This window comes from Siphonobacter aquaeclarae (genome assembly GCF_900103285.1).
Lineage (GTDB): Bacteria > Bacteroidota > Bacteroidia > Cytophagales > Spirosomataceae > Siphonobacter > Siphonobacter aquaeclarae.
Genome location: NZ_FNGS01000009.1, coordinates 181,449 through 206,746 on the forward strand (window position 1 = coordinate 181,449; position 25,298 = coordinate 206,746).

Here is a 25,298-nt window from a genome sequence, read left to right on the forward strand (position 1 = left end):
GGTCCGAACACAACCGATGCTCCGGATTACATCAACCCGAAGTCGGACGGTACAACCAACGACATCAACAAAACGCCGTACAAAGCCCTGGATGGCAACGGTGACGGGAAGATTGATAATCAGGCAGATGCGGACAACGACGGTATTGCCGATGGTATTGACAAGAAACCGGCTGCGTTTGGTGGTCTCCCTGTGACGCTGACGGTCGCGGATCTCACGCCGGCGCTTCTGATGACGGTTCCGGACTTCTCGTCGGCCAACCGGAGTCGCCCCTTCGAACTGCGGATTTTCAATATCGCCAACGTGACATCGTCGGGAAGCGTGACGGTTTATATCACCAAACCGTCTCCGAAGTTCAAAATCACCTTTACAGGATTGACCTGGAAGGTCACGGACAACGGCGGGTTCTACACGCTGACGGCAGCGTCCCTGCCGATTCTGCCCGGAGCCGCCTCGCTTGTACCGATTCTGGGTACCATCACCATGGATCCTGGCGTGGCAAAGGGAATTTACAACCTCGGTGTGGTAATCGGGGACGGATCAGGAGGAGAGTCGGATAACACCAACAATAGCGCCAGTGTATCGCTGAACGTCAATCCGTAACGATATCCACAAAATTGATAAAACGACCATGAAGAAATTCCTTCCATACATAAAAACGTTCGCTTTCGCGCTGGCCTTCATTGTTGGGCTGGGAAGCGTGCAGGCGCAAACAAACCGGGATTTGCTGCTGACCGGCGGCCCCGATCAGGGGGTATATGCGGGGTATCCTACCGACGGGGTCTTCGACCTGAATTTCATGAATGTGTCCGGCACAAACCCGTCCACGACGACACCGCTGCCGGGAGGATCCCTGCAAATCGTACTGGCGCTGCCTCCGGGATTTGCGTTTGCCGATACCTATACGCCGCCCGCCGGTTGGTCGTACGTGAAATCAGGCACTACCAGCGCGGTGTTGGTGCAGACGGGAGACATCAGCTCAAGCCCACCGGCAAGTATCGTGAGTTTCTCGGTGCCGTTCAAAACGACGGCGGTAGTGAACGAAGGGGTGTGGTCGGCGCAGATTCAGCGGGTACTGCCGACGTATCAGGATACCAACCCCGGCAACAATACGCCTAACGGGACGGTGTCGGTGACCGATAAGGCCCTGCCGGTGGAGCTGGTGTATTTCCGGGCGGTGGCGGAGGGTGAACGTGTCGCCTTGTCATGGCAAACGGCGAAGGAAATCAACTCCGACTACTTTGACATTCAGCGGAGCGCAGACGGGCGTAGCTGGAACAAAATCGGAACGGTAGCTGCCGCAGGCGAGAGCAATACGACACGGAACTACACCTTTTCGGACGGGAATCCTGTCGAGGGCACGGGTTACTACCGGTTGCTGATGGCAGACCGGGATAAAACGGCCAAGTACTCGCCTGTACGGTCCGTCGTACTCGAAGGACGTACCGAACTCTCGTTGTACCCGAATCCGGCCACGCAGTTGATTACGCTGAAGGCGGGCAACTGGGAAGAAGTGGCGTCGGTACAGCTGGTGTCGGCGCAGGGGCGGCCGGTATACCGTTCGGAGGGAAATCCATCCCGGACGATCACGGTGGATGCGCTGCCTGCCGGCTTGTATATCGTTCAGATCAAATGGAATAATGGTATGGTAAAAGCATCTAAAGTGCAGATAGTAAGGTGATACCCGTTATGAGAGGATACTTCTGTCCAACCCCCGAAGTCGATTACAACCGGTCAAAATGGCGGAGCCGGATTGTAGTTAGTATTGATTACTGTTGAAAGGAAATGTGAAAAAGAAAGCTCTATTTTTAGAGCTTTCTTTTTTTTGACTCAAACGGGCGTCACAAACAGAGGGAGATACTTCAATGAAATATTGGTATAACAGATATCTGCGGGGACTTTACCGGTTATTTAACATCCTCGGAGCCAGGTACCCGGGAGATGCGGTGGATGGATTTTTCCTGATTCTATCAGCTCCCCTACTGTGGCTGATTCTGACCGTAATATTGACTGTTTTCCGGTTTGATCCGGAGGATAGTTTCTGGCGTGAACATGCCTGGATAGGTAAGCTGATTATTTTGAGCATCCTGACTGTTATAATGGGTTTCTATTTGCAAAAGGTGCTTAGAATCAGCAAAGAAGAATACATGGATTATATTCCATTGTCAGATGGTTTGATTCTGTTGATCACGCTGAGCCTTCTGGTGTTGGTTGGAGCTGTTTTTACTTTAGTGATGATCTGGGGTCGGTGATAAAGAGGTACGAGAGTCAAATCTTCTCAGATTGAAATCCGATACGACTTTACCATCACAGGGAAATGAATGCCCACCCGATGTCGTAACGCGTAGATTCTTACGACTTCTTCCATGTTACGTTCTCCTTTCCTATTTCCACCTCATATTTTGTCCATACAAATCCTTTCTCCGTCTGTATCCCGATCCGATACTGTCCCGGCTCTATATTCTGAACCAGCAGCGGAAGGTCGAACCCCGGACTCAGCAGGGCACCGGATGAGAAAAGCCGCGGGAAGCCCGATCGCTTCCGGTGGGTCCAAAGCCAATAGCCGGGCTGATTGCCGGGTTTTCCGAGATATAGAAAAATCCCGGGGGATTCTATCGTATGGTTTTGAATCTGAAGCAATAAGCTCCGGGAAACATTATCAGCTCCCTCCAGCCTGTAAATATCCCTGCGAAATGTCAGTACAATTCCGGAATCGGTCGGGGCGGTATGCGGGACTTGAGGCATGCGGACTTCCTGGCGGCAGATGCCGGTCGACAAAGCCGTTGGATACAACCACCGGATATTCGTATTAAAAGCAGGCAGGTATTGTACGAAGGTCTGATGGTACCGGTAGTTGGTCTCGTCGGCAAGGAGGGCATCCTGTCTGGCTTTTACCTCAGGCGTATAGGTGAGGTAGCAAAGCGCACAGAACAGGACGGACACCGGAATGGCAACCTGCGCAATCGCACGCCGGTACGGAACCACTTTCAATACAGCGAGGTATGCCCAGCCGGCCGCGAAAGGCGCATAATGCTGGTACCGCGGAGCGAGGATGGCCTCGATACCCCCCCAGCTCCGTGAAATGGCCACGAGCGCACCTGTAATTCCGAGGTAGAAAAAGGTACCGAGTAATTGCCGGTCGAACGTCGAAATTTCATACGCTTTTCCTGAGAAAGAGCGGGTAATAGCGGGAAAAATAACAGAAACGATAAGTCCCATAAAAACGAATCCGGCAAGAACGGTCCAACCGGTCGACGCGGAAAAGACAGGTGTCAGCGACCCAAAAAAGGCAAAGAAAGAGGAAATAAGCCGGACCGGGTCCGAAAGGCTTTTCCCGAAGGATGCCTGCTGCCCTTTCTGAAAACCGATGAAGTAAATGGCCGCTATCAGGGCCATCAACCCGACCCACCAGGCCAATGTCTTCCATTCCCGGCGCGTGGCCAGGAAGAAGACTCCGATGGCGAAGGTAAAAATTCCGTTGCCATGGGTAAACGTGGCGACTATTGCGATCAGCGCGGCCCACCGGTACCTCTCTTTCGCAAACAGAAAGACGAAGAAACTGTACCAGAACAAAATATCTGATTGTTGCAGAATGCTGATACTCCAGTTGACATTGTCGTATGCCTGCGGCTGAAACAGAAGGAATGGCACAGGGATGAACATCCATAGCGGCAGCGACAACGCCCGGAATCCCTGCCAGAAAAAATACAGGGTACCGGTCCATAGCAGGTTGGCGATGAACGTCAGGGTAATCCAGTTGATATGTCCTTCGAGGTAATAGTCAAAAAGTGTAAGCAGCCGGGGAAAGACGATCCGGTGTTCATTGTGCTGCTGATACAACCATTCCCACTTTTCCAGCCAGGTTTTTGATTCGCGGAAGAGGACCAGTGGCTTCAGCAGGTGGAAGTCGTCCGAATAAAAAACAGGGGAGGAATAAGCTAACGCATAAACTAGATACGTGAGTACGGGAAGGATGATGATAATTCCGACAGGGTTCCAGGTTGGAAGATTGTTTTTCGCCATGTTGATTCGCCAGGCTTTCTGATTCTACCGGGCAAAATAGGGACAACATTTCCGATTAATCAACCAGAAACCTAGCAAACGGTATGGATTTGAAATGGACAAGGTAGGTCGCAACGGCCTCCGGAAAGCAAACGGAGGCTGACGATCAGGCGAATGTACTTCGGCCGGTTTCATCTGCAGTCTCCGGGAGAGGTTCCTCCGGAAGATCCCCGCCGGGAGGCCCCCACAAAACGTTCCATGCCTCTTTCCAACCGGATGCCCTCCGAACATCCCGCCAGATATCCGCCCATTCATGGAAATTGAGGTAGACTATACCGGAAGAAGCAAGCGGCTTCGTGATGCCGTAAAGCGGTTTTTCCATTTCTTCCTGAAAAGTACCGAACAGCCGGTCCCATAAAATAAAGGTCGTCCCGAAGTTCTTATCAATATAGGCTTCGTTCCGGCCGTGGTGTACCCGGTGATGGGACGGCGTCACGAAGATGTATTCAAACCAGCGCGGCAGTTTGGGTATCGCTTCGGTATGAATCCAGAACTGATAAAGGAGGTCTATCTGATAACAGGTGAAAATGACGAGCGGTGGAGCGCCGGATAGCCACAACGGTAGAAAAAAGACCATTTTCAGGTGCTGCGTCCACGAGTTGCGGAATGCGGTAGACAAATTCAGGTACTCGGAGGAATGATGCGTCACGTGGGTCGCCCACCAGAACCGTTGCTTGTGCGCAACCCAGTGTGCCAGGTAGTTGCACAAGTCGACACCGACATAGGTCAGCACCCAGGTCCACCAGGCAGCCGGCCACTTCCAGGGAACCAGCGCATAGAAAAAAAGACTGGTGCCGATGAGTACCGCTTTCATCAACCCATTGATAGCCAGGCTACCCAGGCCGATTCCGAGCGAGGCGAGGAAGTCACGTTTGTCATACGACGCTTCATGCCGGGTATGCCAGTATTCCAGCAACATACCCAGCAAAAGAAAAGGGCTTGCGTACAGCAGGAGGGGCTGGAGCTCCTGCTCAAATTGCTGAGGGGTCATCATACGGAAACCGATCACTGTCAGCGGGCAACAATCCGCTCCGAAACCATTTTATCGGTGGAGGTATCCGTGCCAAACAGCTCCATGTACTGCACACGGGGCATCAGACCCGAATCCGGATCTACCTGTACAAATACCTTGCGGAGATGGGCGACGTGCCCGTTGATCTGGGTATAGGCCATCGGGCGACCATCCCGCATGACCACACGTACCGGTCGTTTCTTGAACGCGTTTAAATATACGTCAAATGCCTCCGGCTGCGGCTGCCGGTGCTTGTACCCGTAGGCGAGGTGCCACTGCACGGACGAAAGACGTTCCTTCTGCCCCTGTTCGGCGTAGCGTATCCAATACACATTGACGGGTTTTTCGGGATCGAGTTGCCGGTCCGGGCCCAGGTTGGCTTCGTACATGACCACATTGGCGTTGGTACTACGGGCTATGTAGAAGAGGCCTGTTTCAGTAGACGGCTCTGCCAGCGAAACGCGGGTAACCTGAGCAGACAGCGGTCCGGCAAACAAAAGAAAGATCAGATATTTCATGGCTTGTCTGATTGATAGCTGTCCTGAGACAACTCCGGCAAGCCGCACCCCCTATGCGGAGGCAAAAAATTAATACCGATACCGGACCCGTACCGGAAAATGATCCGAGGCTGATACGCTCCGTACGACTTCGTGTTTGACGACAGTGAAATGATTGCTGTGGAACTGATTATCAATACGGATAAACCACGGACTGCGGTTCAGGGTGAAGCCAAAGCCTGTTCCGGCCTCTTCAAAGCTGTTTTTCAGGTGCCGCCGCGCCCTTCCGTACGACAGCCCGGTAGGTACTTCATTGAAATCGCCGCAAAGAATAACCGGATAGGGACTGTTGCGAATAGCCTTGATAACCGGATCCATTTCCAGGTTATGGGAAATGAATCCCTCTTTTAGTTTGTGCAGGATATTCCGGGTTTCGGATTTTGCCGAGCGGGAGTCAGTGGCTTTCATTACCCTGCCCACCCGAACGCCCATCGACATCAGGTGCAGGCTGATCACACGCAGGGTATCGGCGCCTTTGAGAATATCTGCAACGACCAGGCCGTTGACTCCGTTCCCACTGGCAAATGACGTAAACCGGGTTTGAACAATCGGATGGCGCGAAAATATGGCAACGCCGTTGTAATAGGTGCGGAAAGGAGGCTTTCGTCCGGAAGAGTCGGCGATTGCCGCATAAGAATAACCCGCTCTGTTAAGCCAGTCGGAGCTTTGGAAAAGAGGATCCAGGTCCGGAGCCCGCCAGTTGTAGTATTCTTGCATACAAAGGACATCGGCTTGCTGCGCCTGCAGCCATCTGCTTATCGTACGGGTCTGAGTGATGCTGCGCGTTTCCGAAAAATTGTCGACCCGGAAGGAACTTACATTAAAGGTAATGATATCAAGTGTTTTGCCCGTCACGGTCTCTCCCGAGGAAGAATGAAACCCGATCGTCCGCTGCCAGAACGGCCAGCCCGCCAGTACAAGCAGAAAGGGCATCCAGGCTTTCCGTACATCAGCCAGAAACCAGATAACCGTCAGGACTGCCATGAAACCCATCGCACAGGGCATCGCCAGGAGCCAGAACCCGACGGCCCAGTGTTTCCACCACAGCGTATAGCCCAGGACATATCCGATCAGCAGGTAGAGTCCGGTAAACCAGGTAAGGCCCTGAAGAAAACGATAAAAAAAGCGGGACCTGGACGGAGAAGAACGCATAGGTGATTCAGTTGGGAAGTAAGTGAAAAAGGCCCTTCACGCGGGTAACGGACAGAACTTCGGGCTACTTGAAGCCGCTGTATTGCTTATTCTCCAAAAAAAGTTTTAATTTGCATTCGGTTTTCAAAGATGAAGAGGGGCGGAAAACTCCTCTTTTTTGTTTATAGACTTTTCCCTTCTGATTCCGCTTTTCGTTACGTCTTGAAAATGAGCAATTTGCCGGATGTCGGGCAGGAGGGCCACCGAAACGAACAGATGAACCTGAAGGCAAAAATAGCGGAACTGGCTACGGCCCTGCTGCCGGACGAAAGTTTTTTCCTCGTACATGTCGATGTGAGTGCTTCCCGGATCAAGTCGAAAGTCACGGTACTGATCGACAGCGACGCGGGTGTGAAAATCGACGAGTGCGCGGAGCTGAGCCGGAAGCTGGGAAACCAGATTGAGGAACTGAACCTGATCGAAGCGGCTTATACATTGGAAGTATCTTCTCCGGGAGTAGATTACCCGCTGACGGAGGCAAGGCAATTCGCCAAAAACAAAAGCCGGAAATTGCGTGTTCAGCTGCTGGATGGCGGCGAGCGCGTCGGCGTGTTGGAGGAAGTGACAGAAGGAGGAATTACGGTGCTGGTTGACGGTAAAAAGAAAGAGCCGCCCGTACAGGAAGTAATTCCCTATACGGCGATCCGTAAAGCCCAGGTCCTGATTTCCTTTAAGGAGTAGGTTCCGGTCCGAAGAGAATAATCGGCTGCAAGAGGCCGGAAAACGATAAAACCATGACGAACCGATGAACAGTGCAGAACTGATTGCTTCCTTCGCTGATTTTGCGAGAGAGAAGAACATTGACCGTCCGACCATGATCAAGATCCTGGAAGATGTCTTCCGGACGATGATTCGTAAAAAGTACGGTACCGACGAGAACTTTGACGTCATCATCAACCCGGACAACGGGGATCTGGAAATGTTCCGGACCCGGGAGATCGTGGACGATGACTCTGAGGATATCTGGGATTACGACAAAGTTCCCCTGGCAGAAGCCCGCAAGATCGAAAAGGATTTTGAAGTGGGTGAAGAAGTCGTGGAAGAAGTGAAGCTGGAAGATTTCGGACGCCGGATCGTACAGACAGCCCGCCAGACCCTGATTCAGAAAGTAAAGGACATGGAGAAGGAAATTCTCTACATCCGTTACAAGGACCAGGTAGGAGAGCTGCTTTCGGTGGAAGTCTACCAGGTACTCGGCCGGGAAATCATCTGTCTCGATGCGCAGGGCAATGAACTGAGCCTCCCGCGTGACCAGCAGATCCCGCGTGACCGCTTCAAGAAAGGCGACAGCACCAAGGCCGTCGTCCACAAAGTAGAAATGAACAACGGTACGCCGAAAATTACCCTGTCACGAACCTCTCCGGTTTTCCTGGAGCGTTTGTTCGAGCAGGAAATTCCGGAGGTCACCGACGGCCTGATCATGGTCCGCCGGGTGGTCCGCGAACCGGGCGAGCGTGCCAAGGTTGCTGTGGAGTCGTATGACGACCGGATTGACCCCGTGGGCGCCTGCGTGGGGATGAAGGGAAGCCGGATCCACACCATCGTCCGCGAGATGAACAACGAGAACATCGACGTCATCAATTTCACGGATAACATTGAATTGTTGATTGCGCGGGCGCTGAGCCCGGCAAAAGTGAGCCGTATGAGCATCCACAAAGATGAAAAGCGGGTATCTGCCTGGCTGAAGCCGGATCAGATTTCGCTGGCCATCGGAAAGGGAGGCCAGAACATCAAGCTCGCCGGAAAACTGGTAGGAATGGAGATCGACGTCTTCCGCGAAACGGAAGGCCCTGTTGACGAAGACGATGTCGAGCTCAACGAATTTTCCGACGAAATTGACCAGTGGGTACTCGACGAATTCCACCGCGTCGGTCTCGATACTGCCAAGAGCGTACTGGCCATGGGCCGGGAGGATCTGGTACGACGGACTGAGCTCGAGGAGGAAACCATCGACGAAGTACTGGACGTGTTGCGACAAGAATTCGAGTAATGCAGGCAGTTGTGTAAAGGTCACGGGCTATGGGATGTAGCACGTGGCCACCCAACACGGTGCTGCATTCCGAATCAGATCCATTTACCTTTATACATTCACTCGTTTTGACGAATTCAGACAGCAAACATTCCAACATGGCAGAAGAGATCCAAACAATGCGTTTAAATGTGGCGGCTCGAAAGATCAACGTGGGCATTGGAACCATTTTGGATCGTCTTTCAGCCAAAGGATTTAAAATTGACAGTAACCCCAATACCAAGCTCACAGCCGAGCATATTCAGGTATTGGCGAAAGAGTTTAACGCCCCTGATTTGTTGAAAGAGGGGTTTAAGCCTGCCGAACCCGCCGTGACGGCCCGTCCGAAGGCTGATGATGACCTGCCGTTGTATTTCCGCGATAAGGCTGCGGAAGCCCAACAGGAAGAGAACAAGGCAGAACCGAAACCCGAAGAACCGAAGGAAGAGCCGCGTCTGGCGGGCCTGAAGGTTCTCGGAAAAATCGACCTGCAAACTGGGAAGCCCGTCCTCCCTCCGGAGGAGTCGCCCCGGGCCGTGGAGCCCCCCGCCCCCGTGGTCGAGAAGCCGGTAACACCTCCGGCTCCTCCCGTCGTGGAAGAAGTCAAACCCGTCGCCGAAGTGAAGGAGGCAGCTCCCGAACCGAAGCCGCTGCCGGAACCTCCCGCACCTGTCGTAGTGGCAGCGCCGGAGCCCCCGGTCGTTGAGAAAAAACCTGAACCGGTTGTGGAAAAACCGGTCTTTGTTCCCGACAAACCGAAAGAAGAGCCCGCCGCTGTGCCCCCCGCTCCGGCGAAGCCCTCCGTTGAAAAAGTGGATTCTACCGAACCACGGGCTGCCGAACCGACAGCACCCAAGCAAGATCCCAAACCGGAAGTGAAAACAGAAAACGTCACTGAGACGGAAGAACCCGTATTAATCGAAGCCAAGGCCGACCGGTTAAAAGGACTGACAGTCCTGGGCAAAATCGAGCTGCCTGTCAAGCAGGACAACCGTGGCAACGGCAACAAGGGTAATTCAAACGCCGACAAAAAGAAAAGAAAGCGGATCAAGACCGTTGAGCAGGACCGTAACCAGCCGCGGAACAATGATCCCAACCGCCAGAACAACCCCCGTCCCGGAGGGCAAAACCAGCCCGGCAATGCCAATCAGGGCGGCGGTCAGAAGGGTGCTCCCCAGAACAACCGTCCCGGAGGCCCCAATCAGGGTGGCCAGAACCAGGGCGGAAACAACCAGGGCGGCAACCGGAACAACAACAATAACAACAGCGGCAATAACCGCAACAACCGCGGCCGCCGCGACGAACCGTCGAAGAGCGAAGTCCGGGACAACGTGAAAAACACGATGGCCCAGATGGGAAGCGGCACGAAGAAACAAAACTTCGGTGCCGACCGTCGCCGTGAACGCCGTCAGGACCGCGCCCGTCGCCGTGAAGAAGCCGAACAATTCCAGCTCGAACAGGACAAGATCCTGAAAGTAACGGAGTTCGTCTCTGCCAGCGACCTGGCATCATTGATGGACGTGTCGATCAACGAGGTCATCCAGACCTGTATGAACATGGGTATGTTCGTGTCGATCAACCAGCGTCTCGACGCCGAAGCGATCACGATCATCGCCGATGAATTCGGATTCGACGTACAGTTCATCTCTGCCGAGGAAGAAGTCGAAGCGGCTCTCCAGGAAGAAGAGGATGCACCGGAAGACCTGGTCGGACGCGCCCCGATCGTGACGATCATGGGTCACGTTGACCACGGTAAAACGTCATTGCTTGACTACATCCGTAAAACAAAAGTGGCTGCCGGCGAAGCAGGGGGTATTACCCAGCACATCGGCGCCTACAAGGTTAAAACCAACGACGGACGGGAAATCGCATTCCTCGATACCCCCGGTCACGAAGCCTTTACCGCGATGCGGGCCCGCGGGGCCAAGCTCACGGACGTGGCGATCATCGTGATCGCGGCCGACGACAGCGTTATGCCCCAGACGAAGGAAGCCATCAACCACGCTCAGAATGCGGGTGTACCGATGGTCTTCGCCTTCTCCAAAGTGGATAAACCCGGCGCCAACGCCGATAAGATCCGCGAAGGTCTGTCGCAAATGAATATCCTCACGGAAGAATGGGGCGGACGTTTCCAGACCCAGGAAATTTCTTCCAAGAGCGGATTGGGCGTCGACGAACTGCTTGAAAAAGTACTCCTCGAAGCCGAACTCCTTGACCTGAAAGCCAATCCCGATCGCCGGGCTACCGGAACGATTGTGGAAGCCTCTCTCGACAAAGGCCGTGGTTACGTGGCAAACGTACTCGTCCAGAATGGTACGCTCGCCATCGGTGACGTCATGCTGGCCGGTCCGTACTTCGGCCGCGTGAAGGCGCTCTTCGACGACAAAGGCCAGCGCGTCAAGTCGGTCGGCCCGTCAACACCGGTTCAGGTACTCGGTCTGAGCGGCGCTCCCACCGCGGGCGACAAGCTCAACGTGGTCGAAACCGAACGGGATGCCCGCGAAATCGCCAACAAACGGGAACAGCTCCTGCGCGAGCAGTCGCTCCGTACCCGCAAACACATTACCCTCGAAGAAATCGGTCGCCGGAAGGCCATCGGAAACTTCAAGGAGCTCAACGTCATCGTCAAAGGGGACGTGGACGGTTCTGTGGAAGCACTCTCCGATTCGCTGCTTAAGCTGTCGACGGCAGAGGTCAATGTCAACATCATTCACAAGGGCGTAGGTCAGGTGACCGAATCCGACGTGATGCTGGCATCCGCAGGGGACGCCGTCGTCGTTGCCTTCCAGGTTCGTCCTTCGCTCAATGCCCGCCGTCTGGCCGAGCAGGAGCAAATCGAAATCCGGACCTACTCGATCATCTACCAGGCCATCGAAGACATCAAGAAGGCAATGGAAGGTCTGCTCGAGCCGGAATTCCAGGAGGTCGTTACCGCCAATATCGATGTACGCGAAGTATTCAAGATTTCCAAAGTGGGTACCGTGGCGGGTTGCTACGTGACGGAAGGTACCGTGAAGCGGAACAACAAGATCCGCGTCATCCGGGACTTCATCGTCATCCACGAAGGAGAGATTCAGGCCCTCAAGCGTTTCAAGGACGACGTTTCCGAAGTCAAATTCGGTTACGAGTGCGGTCTGAGCATCAAGAACTTCAACGATCTCGAAGTAGGAGACACCATCGAGTGCTTCGAGCTTCAGGAAGTAAAACGGAAGCTGTAAGCCGTTTACGTCTCAACTTTCAAAGCCTTCATCCAACTTGGATGAAGGCTTTTTCGTTTAAGCCGTATATTTTTACGCAGTCCCACATTTCGTCGTTTCATGCACTTTTTATATCCTGCCTTTCTCTGGGGATTACTGGCCGTGGCGCTTCCGGTATTGATTCACCTGTTTAATTTCCGGAGAACGAAGCGGGTTTTCTTCACCAATGTCCGGTTTCTCCGGCAGATCGAAACCACGACGAGCAGCTTCCGGCGCCTCAAACAATGGCTGATCCTGGCAGCCCGCATCCTCGCGATCGTCTGCCTCGTGCTGGCTTTTGCCCAGCCGTTTATTCCGGCGGCCAATCAGGCAGGGATCCGGATGTCGGGTACGTCCGGCTTTTACCTCGATAATTCCCTGTCGATGCAGAACCTGTCCGATAACCGGAAACTGCTCGATATTGCTGTCGGAAAGGTGGAGGAACTGCTTTCCGTGTTTCCGAATGCGCCGTCTCTGCAACTGACGACCAATGACTTCGGAGCAGAAGAGCATGCGATGCAGGGCGCAAAACAACTGCGCGACCGACTACCGTCCGTCGATTTTTCTCATACTCCCCGCACACTCGAAAGCGTGCTGCGGCGGCAGCTTCAACTGGCAGGCCCGCAGGGAGATAAACAGTTCTTCTGGTTTTCCGATTTTCAGAAATCGACTGCCGGCGACCTCAGCAAGGTGCGGCCGGATTCGAATACGCGGGTATTTCTGCTGCCGGTACAGCCGGATATGACGCAGAATGTATATGTGGATACGCTTTGGCTCGCCACGCCGTTTATCCGCGAAATGCAGTCCAACGCCGTCCGGGTACGGCTTCGGAATGCCGGTGAAAAGGCAGTTGAAAACCTGAGCGTCAAACTATTGCTGGACGACGCGCAGGTGGCCTCTCAGATTGTTACCATTCCTGCCCGGAATTACGTGGAAACGACCTTTTCCTTTACCGTACGCGGAAAAGGTTTCCGGAAGGGCAGAGTAACGTTCGAGGACTCGCCGGTCGTTTTCGATAACGACTATTATTTCGTGCTGAACGCCGCGCCGACGATCCGGGTGGTCCATATTTTCGGGGAAAAAACAGGTAACTATGTTGAAAATGTTTTTTCGAACGATAGTCTCTTTCACCGGAGTTCGTTTCCGGCCGGTAATGTCGATGTCGGCCTGATTGCCGCTGCCAACCTCGTGGTACTGGAAGGCCTGCCGTCGGTCGATGGCAGTCTCCGCGCTGAGCTGCTTCGTTTCGTGCAGAAAGGAGGAAGCCTGCTGGTGATACCGGGGGTGCGTCCGGACGTTTTCTGGTTACAGGGAGTGGGTATTTCCGGCGCTGCCGCGGTAGCCGGTGATCCGTCTGTGCCTTCGTCGCTGGCGGAACCAACCCGGGAGAATCCTTTCTTCGCCGATATATTTGATCAGACCCGGCAAAAAGAGCGCATGGCCATGCCTTCGGCGACACAGGTATGGAGCTGGCGGGTAGCCGGTGACAAGCTCCTGTCGTTTCCTTCCGGCGAGCCGTTTCTGACCTCATCCCGGGCCGGTACCGGGAAAATATACCTGCTTGGCGCGCCGCTCGACAGCCGTTTCGGGGACTTCTCCCAGCATGCGCTGTTTCTACCGGTGATGTACAAAATTGCCGCGCTCAGCGTCCGGCAGGCGCCGATAGCATATCCGTTCAGTGCGGGGTCGCTGTCGGTCGATGTATCTGACGCGCCGCCCAACGCCGTCTTCCGGCTCAAAAAAGGACCTCTGGAAATGATTCCGGTTCAGCATCTCAATGGTACACAACTCGTTATGGAAATTCCGAGGGCGAGTGAGCTGAATGCCGGTCAGGTATTTGAAGCCGGTTATTACGAACTGACACTCAATGGGAAAGCCGTACAACTATTGGCGTTAAACCACGACGGCAGCGAATCAGATCTGGCATACTACACCAGCGACGAACTCAAAGCGGCTTTCGCCGGGCAAAAGAATATACAGGTATTTGAAAACCAGCAGAAAGCGGATTTCGTGTCGGCTTACCGCGAGCAGCATCTTGGAAGCAGCCTCTGGAAATATTTTCTCATAGCAGCGCTGGTATTTTTGCTCATAGAGATAGCACTTATTCGGCTTATGAAAGCCTGATTAACAGGTTGATAGTACAAAGGCGGGCGTCATGTCCGCCTTTTTTGTTTCCATACTGCCGGGAAGAGGGTCTTGAAAATTTTCAAAAAAATAAGGGTTATATCCTGCCGGCAGGGTCATTGTCTGTAGAAGCGAATTTCTTACGTACTACCTAATACAAACTTCGTATGCAACGATTGTTACTGAGTCTCCTCTTTCTGGGGCTCGGCTGGAATGTGTTCGCGCAGGAACGGCAGGTTTCCGGCCGTGTAACCGGCGATGATACGCAGCCCATTCCGGGCGCCAGCGTCGCGATCAAAGGAACCAACCGCGGGACCGTCACCAACGCCGAAGGCAGGTTCACTCTCAAAGTTCCCGCCGACGCCATCCTGGTCGTTTCTTCTGTCGGGTTTCAGACCCGTGAATTTCCGGTAGGCAATCAAAATTCCCTGGAACTGGTGATTCCGTCAACGACATCCAGTCTGACGGAAGTCGTTGTAGTCGGGTACGGTACCCAGAAAAAGAGCCAGCTGACCGGCGCCATTTCTTCCGTCGGATCCAAGGAAATCTCCGAATTACCGATTACAAACGCCCGCCAGGCCCTTCAGGGGCGCGTTGCGGGGGTTGACGTGGTGCAGTCGAGCAGCCAGCCGGGCGCCGGCGTGTCGGTCCGCATCCGTGGCCGCCGCTCGATTAATGCTTCGAACGACCCGCTCTATGTTGTCGACGGTATTCCGTTGTCAGGTGGAATCGACGACATGAACCCGAACGACATTGCATCGATGGAAATCCTGAAAGATGCGTCAGCAACGGCCATTTACGGGTCCAGAGGGGCAAACGGCGTAGTCATCATCACGACCCGCCGCGGTACGCCCGGAAAAATGACTGTAACATACGATGGCTACTACGGGGTTTCTTCTACACTCGGAAAGATCGATGTGATGAACGGAGCCCAGTTTGCCGAATACAAACGGGAATCCCGCCGGGCAGTGGGGCAGTATGATGATTCGGATCCGCAGGCAGACAGCAAACTGTTCGAAGCAGTGGAACTGGACGGTATCGCCAAAGGCCGTACGACGGATTACCAATCCTACATTCTCCGTACAGGGAATATTCAGAGCCACCAGATCGGTATTCAGGGAGGTTCTGAAAAAACCCAGTTTGCCGTTTCCGGAAACTATTTCAAGGACGTAGGGATCATCAAGACCCAGGATTTTACGCGGTATACCTTCCGGGTTAACCTCGATCACCAGATCAACAAGCGGATTAAAGTCGGGACATCCACGTTTGCTGTCTACAGCATCAACAATGGCGCCAACAGCTTCCTGACGAACTCAAACGGCTTCGCACCGCTCGGGTTGACGCTTCGTGAAAACCCGCTGGGCAAGCCGTATGACGACAACGGAAACCTGATTTTTCTTCCGACCTCCGACGGCCTTCAGTCGAACCCCGCTGCGGAAGTCGTACCCGGAGCAAATATTGCCGAAACAAAAACGGTCCGCATTTTCAACAGCCTTTACGGCGAGTGGAATATCGTAGACGGCCTGAAATACCGGTTCAACTTTGGTCCTGACTTCACCAACCGCCGTTTCGGCCGGTTCTGGGGAACGTACACCAATGCCCGTCGTCTCGGCGATCCGTCTGCGCTGACGAACTACTCCATGGGTTTCAACTATACACTGGAAAACATCCTGACGTATACCAAAACCTTCAAAGGCAAGCACAATCTGAACGTAACCGGGCTTCACTCCATCCAGCGGGATAACTACGAAACGGGCGGTATCAACGTCACCGGCGTGCCGGCTGAATCACAAAGCTTTTACTCACTCGGCCAGGCCCAGATCATCAGCGGCGTAAGTACCGGTCTGAGCCAGTGGACATTGCAGTCGTTCATGGCCCGTGTCAACTACGATTTCAACGAAAAATACCTCCTGACGGTTACCGGTCGCTACGATGGTTCGTCCCGTTTCGGGGCTGATTCCAAATACGGGTTCTTCCCGTCAGTAGCACTTGGCTGGAACATGAGCAGCGAGAACTTCCTGAAAAACGTCAGCTGGATTGATCAGTTGAAGCTGCGCGCCAGCTGGGGAACCATCGGAAACACCGCAATCGACCCGTATTCTACCCAAACGCTGCTCGGCCGGACGATCTACGCCTTCGGAACAACGGCTGCGTATGGCTACCGCCCGGCAACGATCGGTAACTCGAATCTCCGCTGGGAGTCGACTTCTACTGCCAACGTCGGTCTCGACTATAGCTTTGCTCGTGGCCGGATAGCGGGTTCTTTCGAAGTATACCAGGCCAATACGTTTGACCTGCTGCTTTCGGATCAGCTGCCGGGTACGAACGGATTTGCGAGTGTACTCCGCAACGTCGGAAAGACCCAGAACCGCGGGATAGAAGTAACCCTATCTACGGTAAACATCGATACGCGCGGAGGTTTCCGGTGGACCACCGATCTGCAGTGGACGAAGAACGACGAGAAGATTGTCGAGCTCTTTAACGGGAAAGTAGATGATATCGGAAACTCCCGTTTCATCGGCAAGCCGATTACAGCGATCTACGATTACAACAAGATAGGTATCTGGCAAACGGCTGAGGCAGATCTGGCAACCAAGTACCAGCGGAAAGTAGGAGAAGTGAAGGTGGAAGACATTAACGGCGACGGTAAAATCGACGCCGACCACGACCGGAAAGTGATCGGTTCCCAGATTCCGAAGTTTACCGCGGGGATGACGAACCGATTCTCGTTCAAGGGTTTTGATCTTTCGTTCTTCCTGTATGCCCGCGTCGGCAGCACCATTACTTCCGGGTTCCACCAGACGTTCAATACGCTGGCCGGCCGTTACAACAACCTGGACATCGATTACTGGTCGCCGAAAAACCCGACGAATGAATTTCCCCGTCCCAACAAAGACCAGGAATCGCCGGTTTATTCGAGCACGCTCCGGTATTTCAGCGGTACTTTCCTGAAAGTACGGAACATCAACCTCGGTTACAATGTACCGAGCACGATTGCGTCAAAGCTGAAAATGAGCAGCCTGCGCCTCTATGTAGCGGCTCAGCAGCCGTTTATTTTCTCCCAGTACCGTTCGAAATACAAGGGTATCGACAACGAAACATTCGACTCAGTGAACGAAGGACAGAGCTACTCAACCCGCCAGATCCTGTTCGGTATCAACGCGAAGTTCTAGCCACTAGCATTCATGAAAAGACCTTTTATCATATTGACTCTCGCCGGACTGATGTTGTCCGGGCAGTCGTGCAAAAACCTGCTGGACGAAAACCCGATTTCGCAGGTTGGCAGTCAGTATTACAATACACTGGCAGGGTTTGAATCAGGTGTGAGATCGGTGTATTCGACGCTTCGTGACTACTACGGGCGCGAAATTTCCACCAACCTCACCGTATTCGGTACGGATACCTATACGATGGGCGCGGACGGAAGCTATAAATACATGAACCAGTACACGTCTCAGTTCGGCTCCAATGTCGACCTCCTGACGAACCTCTGGAATGCATTTTACACCGGTATCAATACCGCCAATATCCTGATCGAGAAGGCGCCGGATATCCCCGGTCTGACCGACGCGGTGCGGAAGCAGCGGATCGCCGAAATGAAGTTCCTCCGCGCGCATTACTACTTCCTCCTGGTGCAGAACTGGGGGCCTGTCGCGCTGGAACTCAAAGGCATTACGACGCCGCGGAAGGACTACAAACGTGCCCCGGTACCCGATATCTATGCGGCGATTACGGCAGACCTGGAGGCGGCGCTGCCGGACCTGCCGGCGACGGTGCCGTCGACCGACTATGGACGGGCCACCAAAGGCGCCTGTGAACACATGCTGGCGAAGGTGTACCTCACCAAGGCGACTTCGGAAGCTGCCGCGGCCGATGATTACACGAAGGCAGCCACCTATGCCAAAAACACGATCGCAAACTACGGCTACAAGCTCAATGCAGACTATGCCCAGGTACACGATCAGTCGAACCAGCAAAGCTCCGAAATCATCTTTGCCTGTCAGTATACGACAGACGCGCTGACAAACGGCTCCGGAAACGAAACCCACCTGTATTTCGGGATGGAGTATGACGTTCAGGTAGGAATGAAGCGAGATATCCAGAACGGCCGCCCGTTCAAGCGGTACCGCCCGACCGACTACATGCTGAATGTTATTTTCAACCCGGCAGATCGTTCCAAGGATTCCCGGTACAAGAAGACATTCAAGGATACCTGGTATTGCAATAACCCGGCGAGCACCGGCGCATCCAAGTTTGACAAAACCGGCAAAAGCTTCACGTTCACGGCGGGTGATACCGCGATCTACATTCCCGGTGTGGAATGGACGCTGGACCAGCGGAAAGCGAAGCCCTATCAGGTCCTCGTCCCGAGCCTGTATGCGGCGAACCTGTTTCCGACACTTCAGAAGTACCTCGATCCGCTTCGGCCGGACGTGACCTATCAGCCGGGGAGCCGCGACGTATTCATCGCCCGCCTGGCTGAAACCTATCTGATCCTGGCGGAAGCCAGTATCAAGCTGGGCAAGGCACAGGATGCCGCCGACGCCATCAACGTGGTACGCCGTCGCGCGGCCTGGACCGGTAAGGAAAAGGACATGGAGATTACCGCTGCGCAGGCAACGATGGATTTCCTGATGGAAGAGCGTGAACGTGAACTGGCCGGGGAGCTGACCCGCTGGTACGACCTCAAGCGCTGGGGAATCCTTGTCGAGCGGGTCAAAAAATACAATTCCGACGGTGCGCCGAACATTCAGGCGTATCACAATCTCCGGCCGATTCCGCAAACGCAGATCGACCGGACCACCGGAGGAGCAAGCGCCTTTCCCCAAAACACGGGCTATTGATTGTCCGGATGATTTAATAAATTAGTACGCTGATTGTAAGGAGGATAGGTTGCACAACTAGTCTCATGAAATCAGTTTTATGAAAAGGGGCCTGCTCGGTAAGAACAGGCCCCTTTTCGTTATTCTCCGGCTTGTTTTCGCCGTTTGATATCGATTGCACGCATGACTTTTTTCCGCTCGAGCTGCTTTTTCCTGCGGGCGCGGGCTTCGGATGCTTCAAAGTCGGGTATCGGCTCGCCGAGCAGGTCGCGGATAACGACCGATGCGCACGTTGCCCCGAAAGTCGCCGGCAGGTACGACATCGTTCCGTATGCTGAACGTTTGAAGTTGGAGCCGTCGGTATGCATGAGTGACTCCGCGCGGACGGTTTCGGTGGAAAAAACAGCCTTGATTCCGCGACCGACATCCAGGCGCCGCAGGCGCTTCCGAACATAGTAGGCCAGAAAACACTCCCGGGTTTCAAATAGCTCGGACACTTCGATTTTCGTCGGATCCAGCTTGCCACCGGCGCCCATGGAGCTGACGATGCGGAACCCGCGCTTGAAGGCCGTCTCGAGCAGGGTAAGTTTCGGTGTGACGGAATCGATGCAGTCCATCACATAATCAAACGGTTCGTCCAGAATCGCCCGGGCCGCTTCGGGTGTCAGAAAATCCTGACGAACGTGTAGTTTCAGTTCAGGATTGATGTCGAGTAACCGAGCGGCCATCAGCTCCGCCTTGGACTGCCCGTGCGTGGAAGAAAGAGCCGGCAGTTGCCGGTTCCGGTTGGAAGGATCGACGACATCTCCGTCGACAATCGTCATTTCTCCCACACCCGACCGGGCAATAAACTCCGCCGCAAACGATCCGACGCCACCCAGGCCAACCACGAGTACGTGGGCCCTGTGCAGTGTATCCAGCCCCTCCGGGCCAATCAGTAATTCAGTTCTTGATAACCAGCTCATATGAAACGGATCGGGTCCGGAAAGTAGGGGTATGGCAGTAGGCTGTAAGCAGTAGGCTGTAAGCTATAAGCTATAAACAGCTAGCCCGGCGAATACCTCGTAGCTTACAGCCTACAGCCTACAGCTTACAGCCTACTGCATACAGCCTACCGCTTAACCCCCCAAAGATACCCGTTGAAAATTGTTCATCAACTGCTCCTTCAGTTCAGGCAGGGGTTGCTGCAGCTGGCGGGAAGCGGCGGCGTAGATGTCTTCAATGGAAACGGGCTTGTCGTCCGTCTCCAGAAAAAATCGGTCTGAAGGCAAAAATGCCAGGCATTTTTCCGCGTTGCTGCCCGGGCGGAGCAGGGCGGTGCCGAGCGAGAGATAAAAGGAGTGGGCAAGCAGCTGACGGGCCGTCTGCTCGTTGGCGTTGTACCCGTGGACAATCAGCGGTACGGTATTTTTCCGTTGTTTCGCGAGGGAAATAAGCTCCGGAAAGGCGCGGACGCAATGCAGAATCACCGGAACCCGGTAAGCCTCCGCCAGATCCAGTTGCTGGTGCAGCACGCGGAGCTGGAAGGGCAGGGGAGGGCCGGACAGGCGATCGAGTCCGCATTCGCCCAGGGCTGTCACTACGCCGGATTGCAGTGCCTGTTCCAGCAAGGCCAGCTGATGTACATATTCGGTCTCGGTCAGGTACCAGGGGTGTATGCCGAGGGAAACCGGCCGGTTTCCTGAAACCGGCTCGCCGAAGCGGGCGTTGTACACCGAAACGACCCCGGGAGAGACTGCCGCGTGGTGCGTATGAATGTCCAGATAGGGAGTTTCTGCCATCATCCGGCAAAGAAGCGAGAAAGGCGGCAAAAAACGCCTCACCCGGGCGGTAAATCAAGTACCTTTGCACCAACGAGCCCGGAATTCCGGAAAAGAGACCAGAAAGGCCCCGCCTTTTCAATCAGTGTTTACATGTCAGATCAAGTTCGCGTACGTTTTGCTCCCAGTCCGACGGGAGCGCTGCACATCGGTGGCGTCCGTACCGCCCTGTATAATTACCTGTTTGCCCGAAAAATGGGAGGAAAAATGCTCCTCCGCATTGAAGATACCGATCAGAACCGCTTCGTACCGGGCGCGGAAGCCTACATCCTCGAGGCGCTGAAGTGGGTAGGTATTGAAATTGACGAAGGAATGGGAGCAGGCGGTCCGCACGAACCGTACCGGCAGTCGGAACGTAAACCCCTCTACCGGGACTACGCGGAGGCCCTGATCGCCAACGGCAAGGCCTATTACGCCTTTGATACGACGGACGAACTGGACGCGATGCGCCAGACCTTTGAAAGCCAGGGGTCTGCGTTTCAGTATAATGCCATTACCCGCACCCGCCTGAAAAACTCCCTGACCCTTCCGGCAGACGAAGTAAAGGCGAAGCTGGCAGCCGGCGAGCCTTACGTCATCCGATTGAAAGTACCGGCAAAAGAAGAAATCCGGTTTCAGGATCTGATCCGCGACTGGGTCAATGTTCACTCGTCGCAGATCGACGATAAGGTACTCCTGAAAGCCGACGGCATGCCGACTTACCACCTCGCCAACGTAGTAGATGACCATTTGATGGACATTACGCACGTGATCCGGGGAGAAGAATGGCTGCCCTCCGCACCGCTGCACGTGTTGCTGTATCAGTCGTTCGGCTGGGAAATGCCGCGTTTTGCGCACCTTCCGCTGCTGCTGAAGCCGGAAGGCAACGGCAAGCTGTCTAAGCGGGATGCCGACCTCGGTGGTTTTCCGGTGTTTCCGCTGGAATGGAAAGATCCGTCGACGGGCGTTGTCTCCCGCGGTTTCCGGGAAGAGGGATACCTGCCGGAGGCCACGATCAACTTCCTCGCCTTCCTCGGCTGGAACCCGGGTACAGAGCAGGAAATGTTTACGAAAGAGGAACTCATCGAGGCGTTCAGCCTGGAGAAAATCCACAAAGCGGGCGCCCGTTTCGATATTGCCAAGGCCAAGTGGTTCAACCAGCAGTACCTGAAGCAGCGTTCGGATGAATCCGTTGCCGCATTACTCGGAGATGCCCTGCCGGCCCATGCCGCCGCAATAGTTCATCTGCTGAAAGACCGGGTGACCTTCCCGCAGGAAATTGTCACGCAGTCGCGCTTCCTTTTTGAAGCGCCGGAGCAGTATGACGAGCAGGTCATCGCCGGAAAATGGAATGCCGACGTTGAGGGAGTTGTGCGTGCCTATGCCGAAGCCCTGGCAACGGCCGGGACCTTCAACGCGGAAACCGCAAAGGAGATACTCCATCAGGTTACAGACGCGAAAGGCGTCAAAATGGGCAAGGTTATGCAGCCCCTGCGGGTAGTACTGACCGGCGCACCGGCCGGCCCGGACCTGATGCTTTCCATGGAAATCATGGGTAAAGAAGAAGTGATAGCCCGCCTGGAAACGGCCCTTACGCGCCTCCAGACGGCCTGACGAGACTACGTTTCACTCCAGATACCGTTACGCATGGCCAAGAAATCACCGAAAAAACCCGCTCAACCCGAAAAGCCGCGGGTTCATAAAGACCTGGATGGGCTCGAAATCACGATCAATAACTTTGGGGAGCTGAATATGTCGCTGCCCATCGACAAGATCAACGAATTTCTGAACCGGACCGTAGACGATAAGAAACTCCGGCACCGGGACGACCTGGAAGAACTGCCGGGACGGAAGAAAGACGATTTTGACGAAGAGGAGGACGATTTCGACTTGCCGGACGATCTCAAGCGCGAGCTGGAAGAGTAACCCGGCCTCTACTTCAAAACCCTGACAACCATGCGTTCACACGAGATCGACTACAAAATTATTGGTGAAGACATCCAGATCGTGGAAATCGAACTGGACCCGAATGAAACCGTGATTGCCGAAGCCGGTTCCATGCTTTTTATGGAAGACGGTATTCAGTTTGAAACCAAAATGGGAGACGGCTCCGAGCCCGACCGCGGCCTCTTCGGCAAGCTCCTGCAGGCGGGCAGCCGTGCGCTCATGGGCGAGTCGCTGTTCATGACCCACTTCACCAATCGTGGCTCGATAAAACGCAAGGTAGCTTTCGCCGCTCCATATCCCGGAACGGTCCTGCCGATCAACCTGGCCAACTTACCCGGGCAGACGCTGATCGCGCAGAAAGACAGCTTCCTCTGTGCAGCCCTCGGTACCAAGATCTCGATTACCTTCAATCAGAAACTGGGCTCCGGCCTTTTCGGGGGTGAAGGCTTTATTCTGGAAAAACTACAGGGCGACGGCCTGGCGTTTGTCCACGCCGGCGGGGTGGTAATCGAACGCTACCTCAACAACGAAACCCTGCGGATTGATACCGGTTGTATTGTGGCGTTTGAACCGCAGATCAACTATTCCATCCAGCGCTCCGGCGGCCTGAAGTCGATGGTATTCGGTGGAGAAGGTATTTTCCTCGCCACGCTGTCAGGTACCGGGCGGGTCTGGATACAATCCATGCCGATCGTGAAGCTGGCGAATACCCTCGGCTCCATGACGAGCCACAGCGGCTCCGGCAAGGAAAGCGGCTCGGTGCTGGGTGGGCTGGGGAATTTGTTTGAATAGCTGTAAGCTTTAGGCATAAGCAGTAAGCTGCAGGAAAGGGGATCCCCTTTCTTGCAGCTTATTGTTTTTGGGGCTGTAAGCTTTGTGCTGTGGGCTATAGGCGACAGGTATGCCTGCTTATAGCTTACAGCATAAAGTAAGGCAATAGGCCATGAGCTTCTGAATAGCTGTAAGCTTTAGGCGATAAGCAGTAAGCTGCAGGAAAGGGAATCCCCTTTCTTGCAGCTTATTGTTTTGGGGGCTGTAAGCTTTGTGCTGTGGGCTATAGGCGACAGGTGTGCCCGCTTATAGCTTGCAGCATAAAGTAAGGCAATAGGCTATAAGCTGCTGAATAGCTGTAAGCTTTAGGCGATAAGCTATAAGCAGTAAGCAGTAAGCTGCAAACGAGTACGACTGCCGACACACCGCCTAAAGCTTATAGCTTAAAGCCTATAGCTCTTAAAGCGTTTTTCCTAATTTGCAGCCGATGAAAAGAATAATGATCGCCGGTCTGCTGTTTCTGGCCGGATGCAACAGCGATTTTACGCCCAAACCCAAGGGATTTCCCCGGATAGACCTGCCTCCGCATGCCTACCAGCCGCTGACGGAAGATCATCCCTATACCTTCGAATACTCGAAAGCCGCAGTCATCAAGCCGGATACCTTCAAAGGCGCCGAACCCCACTGGATTTTCGTCTATTACCCCGATTTGCAAGCCAATATTCAACTGACTTACAAGCCGGTACAGGGCAGTAAGGAGCGGCTCAGAGGGTTTATTTCAGATGCGTACCTGCTCGCTTCCAAGCACCAGGACAAGGCTTTTGCCTCAAAAGATGCGATGGTGAAGGGGCGCAGCGGCCAGAATTTCGTTCTCCTGGAAATAGAGGGGGACGTTCCCAGTCACATGCAGTTTTTTACGACGGATTCCACCCGTCATTACCTCCGCGGAGCGGTCTACCTGCGTACGGCCACGGAAAACGACTCCCTGTTACCGGTAGTCGACTACCTGAAAAAGGACGTCATGCACCTGATCAATACCCTCCGGTGGAAAAAGTAACGCCGCCCTATGGAGTTTACCCTTGCCCGTACCCGGGAGGACGTCGAGCAGATACACGCGCTCATGTATGCCAACGTGCTCTCCGGAATTACCCCCGAAGAAGCTGCTGATCAGGGGTTTGTGACCTTTCAGTACGACCTCGGAACACTGTGGGAACTGAACCGGCAGGCGCCGCATGTCATCGCCAGAGACGGAGACCGCCTTGCCGGGTATGCGCTGACCGCCCTGCCGGAAGCAGTGGCGCATCTGCCGATGTTTGTTCCCTTTCTGAATACCCTCGCGACGCTTTCCTATAAAGGTAATCCGCTGAAGGAGAGTCGTTTCTACCTCATGGGGCAGGTATGCGTGGCGAAAGACTACCGCGGCCGGGGCGTTTTTGACGGCTTGTATCAGCATCACCGGGAAACCTACCGGGACCGGTTCGACTACCTCATCACCGACATTTCCATCCGCAATACCCGCTCCCAGGCCGCGCACCAGCGCGTCGGCTTCCAGACCATCCATACCTTCGAAGACACGTCGGAGACAAAGGATGTGTGGAGGATTGTGTTGTTGGAGTTTTGAAAACGGTTTTCAGTTTTCGGTTTGCTGTTTTCAGTTTGGATTAGCAGGCGGAGCTGAGAAAAAAAAGAAAAACGAGTAGTCTGGACAGCATAAAAACCGGTACCGCCCTAACCGAAAACCGAAAACCGAAAACCGAAAACCGAAAAC

20 protein-coding genes are annotated in these 25,298 nt (G+C 54.2%); 14 read left to right on the forward strand and 6 right to left on the reverse strand.

Annotated features, from left to right (window positions below):
- From BLR09_RS21600 to BLR09_RS21610, 3 genes are all read left to right on the forward strand, one after another.
- On the forward strand, window positions 1-603 hold a 603-nt coding region (locus BLR09_RS21600; RefSeq protein WP_176785637.1), incomplete at its 5' end, for a hypothetical protein.
- A gap of 28 nt (window positions 604-631) precedes the next feature.
- Window positions 632-1,681, forward strand: a complete 1,050-nt coding sequence (locus tag BLR09_RS21605) for a T9SS type A sorting domain-containing protein (RefSeq protein WP_093207782.1) — start codon at window positions 632-634, stop codon at window positions 1,679-1,681.
- 184 nt (window positions 1,682-1,865) lie between these two features.
- Window positions 1,866-2,252, forward strand: coding sequence for a hypothetical protein (locus tag BLR09_RS21610; protein WP_093207784.1), 387 nt, complete (start codon window positions 1,866-1,868; stop codon window positions 2,250-2,252).
- Window positions 2,253-2,352: 100 nt separating this feature from the next.
- Here BLR09_RS21610 and BLR09_RS21615 read toward each other — a convergent pair whose 3' ends face one another.
- From BLR09_RS21615 to BLR09_RS21630, 4 genes are all read right to left on the reverse strand, one after another.
- Window positions 2,353-4,023, reverse strand: a complete 1,671-nt coding sequence (locus BLR09_RS21615) for a hypothetical protein (protein WP_093207785.1) — start codon at window positions 4,021-4,023, stop codon at window positions 2,353-2,355.
- Between the two features lie 145 nt (window positions 4,024-4,168).
- Entirely contained in the window at window positions 4,169-5,056 is an 888-nt protein-coding gene (locus BLR09_RS21620) for a sterol desaturase family protein (RefSeq protein WP_245689987.1), read from the reverse strand.
- 17 nt (window positions 5,057-5,073) lie between these two features.
- Window positions 5,074-5,592 (reverse strand): DUF4833 domain-containing protein, encoded by a 519-nt coding sequence (locus tag BLR09_RS21625; RefSeq protein WP_093207787.1) that lies wholly within the window; start codon window positions 5,590-5,592, stop codon window positions 5,074-5,076.
- A gap of 69 nt (window positions 5,593-5,661) precedes the next feature.
- The gene (locus BLR09_RS21630) at window positions 5,662-6,783 is read right to left on the reverse strand and encodes an endonuclease/exonuclease/phosphatase family protein (protein ID WP_093207788.1); all 1,122 of its coding nucleotides are present in this window, start codon (window positions 6,781-6,783) and stop codon (window positions 5,662-5,664) included.
- Between the two features lie 207 nt (window positions 6,784-6,990).
- On the opposite strand from BLR09_RS21630, the gene BLR09_RS21635 reads away from it, so the two are divergent.
- The 6 genes from BLR09_RS21635 (at window position 6,991) to BLR09_RS21660 (ending at window position 19,034) form a co-directional block, all read left to right on the forward strand.
- Window positions 6,991-7,503 carry a ribosome maturation factor RimP gene (locus BLR09_RS21635; protein WP_245689988.1) on the forward strand — a complete coding sequence of 171 codons (513 nt, stop codon included), beginning with the start codon at window positions 6,991-6,993 and terminating at the stop codon, window positions 7,501-7,503.
- Between the two features lie 64 nt (window positions 7,504-7,567).
- Entirely contained in the window at window positions 7,568-8,812 is a 1,245-nt protein-coding gene (gene nusA, locus BLR09_RS21640; RefSeq protein ID WP_093207790.1) for a transcription termination factor NusA, read from the forward strand.
- 137 nt (window positions 8,813-8,949) lie between these two features.
- Complete coding sequence (gene infB, locus BLR09_RS21645; protein ID WP_093207791.1) at window positions 8,950-12,048, forward strand: translation initiation factor IF-2; 3,099 nt, start codon at window positions 8,950-8,952, stop codon at window positions 12,046-12,048.
- 99 nt (window positions 12,049-12,147) lie between these two features.
- Entirely contained in the window at window positions 12,148-14,190 is a 2,043-nt protein-coding gene (locus BLR09_RS21650) for a BatA domain-containing protein (RefSeq protein ID WP_093207793.1), read from the forward strand.
- Between the two features lie 167 nt (window positions 14,191-14,357).
- Window positions 14,358-17,363 carry a SusC/RagA family TonB-linked outer membrane protein gene (locus BLR09_RS21655; RefSeq protein ID WP_093207794.1) on the forward strand — a complete coding sequence of 1,002 codons (3,006 nt, stop codon included), beginning with the start codon at window positions 14,358-14,360 and terminating at the stop codon, window positions 17,361-17,363.
- A gap of 12 nt (window positions 17,364-17,375) precedes the next feature.
- Entirely contained in the window at window positions 17,376-19,034 is a 1,659-nt protein-coding gene (locus BLR09_RS21660; protein WP_093207796.1) for a RagB/SusD family nutrient uptake outer membrane protein, read from the forward strand.
- A 119-nt stretch (window positions 19,035-19,153) separates the two neighbouring features.
- Here the strand turns inward: BLR09_RS21660 and BLR09_RS21665 are convergent, their stop codons facing one another.
- Window positions 19,154-19,978 carry a tRNA threonylcarbamoyladenosine dehydratase gene (locus BLR09_RS21665; protein ID WP_093207797.1) on the reverse strand — a complete coding sequence of 275 codons (825 nt, stop codon included), beginning with the start codon at window positions 19,976-19,978 and terminating at the stop codon, window positions 19,154-19,156.
- Window positions 19,979-20,131: 153 nt separating this feature from the next.
- Window positions 20,132-20,797, reverse strand: a complete 666-nt coding sequence (locus tag BLR09_RS21670; protein ID WP_093207799.1) for a TatD family hydrolase — start codon at window positions 20,795-20,797, stop codon at window positions 20,132-20,134.
- Window positions 20,798-20,926: 129 nt separating this feature from the next.
- Between BLR09_RS21670 and gltX the strand changes: the two genes are divergently transcribed.
- The 5 genes from gltX to BLR09_RS21695 all read left to right on the forward strand — a co-directional run bounded on the left by gltX (window position 20,927) and on the right by BLR09_RS21695 (window position 25,151).
- On the forward strand, window positions 20,927-22,426 hold the full coding sequence (gene gltX / locus BLR09_RS21675; RefSeq protein WP_093207800.1) for a glutamate--tRNA ligase: 1,500 nt from the start codon (window positions 20,927-20,929) through the stop codon (window positions 22,424-22,426).
- A gap of 33 nt (window positions 22,427-22,459) precedes the next feature.
- Window positions 22,460-22,738, forward strand: coding sequence for a hypothetical protein (locus tag BLR09_RS21680; RefSeq protein ID WP_093207802.1), 279 nt, complete (start codon window positions 22,460-22,462; stop codon window positions 22,736-22,738).
- Window positions 22,739-22,768: 30 nt separating this feature from the next.
- Window positions 22,769-23,551, forward strand: a complete 783-nt coding sequence (locus BLR09_RS21685) for a TIGR00266 family protein (protein ID WP_093207803.1) — start codon at window positions 22,769-22,771, stop codon at window positions 23,549-23,551.
- Window positions 23,552-24,017: 466 nt separating this feature from the next.
- Window positions 24,018-24,587 carry a gliding motility lipoprotein GldD gene (gene gldD / locus BLR09_RS21690; protein WP_093207805.1) on the forward strand — a complete coding sequence of 190 codons (570 nt, stop codon included), beginning with the start codon at window positions 24,018-24,020 and terminating at the stop codon, window positions 24,585-24,587.
- Window positions 24,588-24,596: 9 nt separating this feature from the next.
- Complete coding sequence (locus BLR09_RS21695) at window positions 24,597-25,151, forward strand: GNAT family N-acetyltransferase (RefSeq protein WP_093207806.1); 555 nt, start codon at window positions 24,597-24,599, stop codon at window positions 25,149-25,151.
- The last annotated feature ends 147 nt before the right edge of the window (window positions 25,152-25,298 follow it).

Excerpts from the sequence above, each read along its gene's own strand:
- BLR09_RS21605 (WP_093207782.1), top strand. The coding sequence starts at position 632 with ATGAAGAAATTCCTTCCATACATAAAAACGTTCGCTTTCGCGCTGGCC.
- BLR09_RS21610 (WP_093207784.1), top strand. The coding sequence starts at position 1,866 with ATGAAATATTGGTATAACAGATATCTGCGGGGACTTTACCGGTTATTT.
- BLR09_RS21615 (WP_093207785.1), bottom strand. The coding sequence starts at position 4,023 with ATGGCGAAAAACAATCTTCCAACCTGGAACCCTGTCGGAATTATCATC.
- BLR09_RS21620 (WP_245689987.1), bottom strand. The coding sequence starts at position 5,056 with ATGATGACCCCTCAGCAATTTGAGCAGGAGCTCCAGCCCCTCCTGCTG.
- BLR09_RS21625 (WP_093207787.1), bottom strand. The coding sequence starts at position 5,592 with ATGAAATATCTGATCTTTCTTTTGTTTGCCGGACCGCTGTCTGCTCAG.
- BLR09_RS21630 (WP_093207788.1), bottom strand. The coding sequence starts at position 6,783 with ATGCGTTCTTCTCCGTCCAGGTCCCGCTTTTTTTATCGTTTTCTTCAG.
- BLR09_RS21635 (WP_245689988.1), top strand. The coding sequence starts at position 6,991 with ATGAGCAATTTGCCGGATGTCGGGCAGGAGGGCCACCGAAACGAACAG.
- nusA (WP_093207790.1), top strand. The coding sequence starts at position 7,568 with ATGAACAGTGCAGAACTGATTGCTTCCTTCGCTGATTTTGCGAGAGAG.
- infB (WP_093207791.1), top strand. The coding sequence starts at position 8,950 with ATGGCAGAAGAGATCCAAACAATGCGTTTAAATGTGGCGGCTCGAAAG.
- BLR09_RS21650 (WP_093207793.1), top strand. The coding sequence starts at position 12,148 with ATGCACTTTTTATATCCTGCCTTTCTCTGGGGATTACTGGCCGTGGCG.
- BLR09_RS21655 (WP_093207794.1), top strand. The coding sequence starts at position 14,358 with ATGCAACGATTGTTACTGAGTCTCCTCTTTCTGGGGCTCGGCTGGAAT.
- BLR09_RS21660 (WP_093207796.1), top strand. The coding sequence starts at position 17,376 with ATGAAAAGACCTTTTATCATATTGACTCTCGCCGGACTGATGTTGTCC.
- BLR09_RS21665 (WP_093207797.1), bottom strand. The coding sequence starts at position 19,978 with ATGAGCTGGTTATCAAGAACTGAATTACTGATTGGCCCGGAGGGGCTG.
- BLR09_RS21670 (WP_093207799.1), bottom strand. The coding sequence starts at position 20,797 with ATGATGGCAGAAACTCCCTATCTGGACATTCATACGCACCACGCGGCA.
- gltX (WP_093207800.1), top strand. The coding sequence starts at position 20,927 with ATGTCAGATCAAGTTCGCGTACGTTTTGCTCCCAGTCCGACGGGAGCG.
- BLR09_RS21680 (WP_093207802.1), top strand. The coding sequence starts at position 22,460 with ATGGCCAAGAAATCACCGAAAAAACCCGCTCAACCCGAAAAGCCGCGG.
- BLR09_RS21685 (WP_093207803.1), top strand. The coding sequence starts at position 22,769 with ATGCGTTCACACGAGATCGACTACAAAATTATTGGTGAAGACATCCAG.
- gldD (WP_093207805.1), top strand. The coding sequence starts at position 24,018 with ATGAAAAGAATAATGATCGCCGGTCTGCTGTTTCTGGCCGGATGCAAC.
- BLR09_RS21695 (WP_093207806.1), top strand. The coding sequence starts at position 24,597 with ATGGAGTTTACCCTTGCCCGTACCCGGGAGGACGTCGAGCAGATACAC.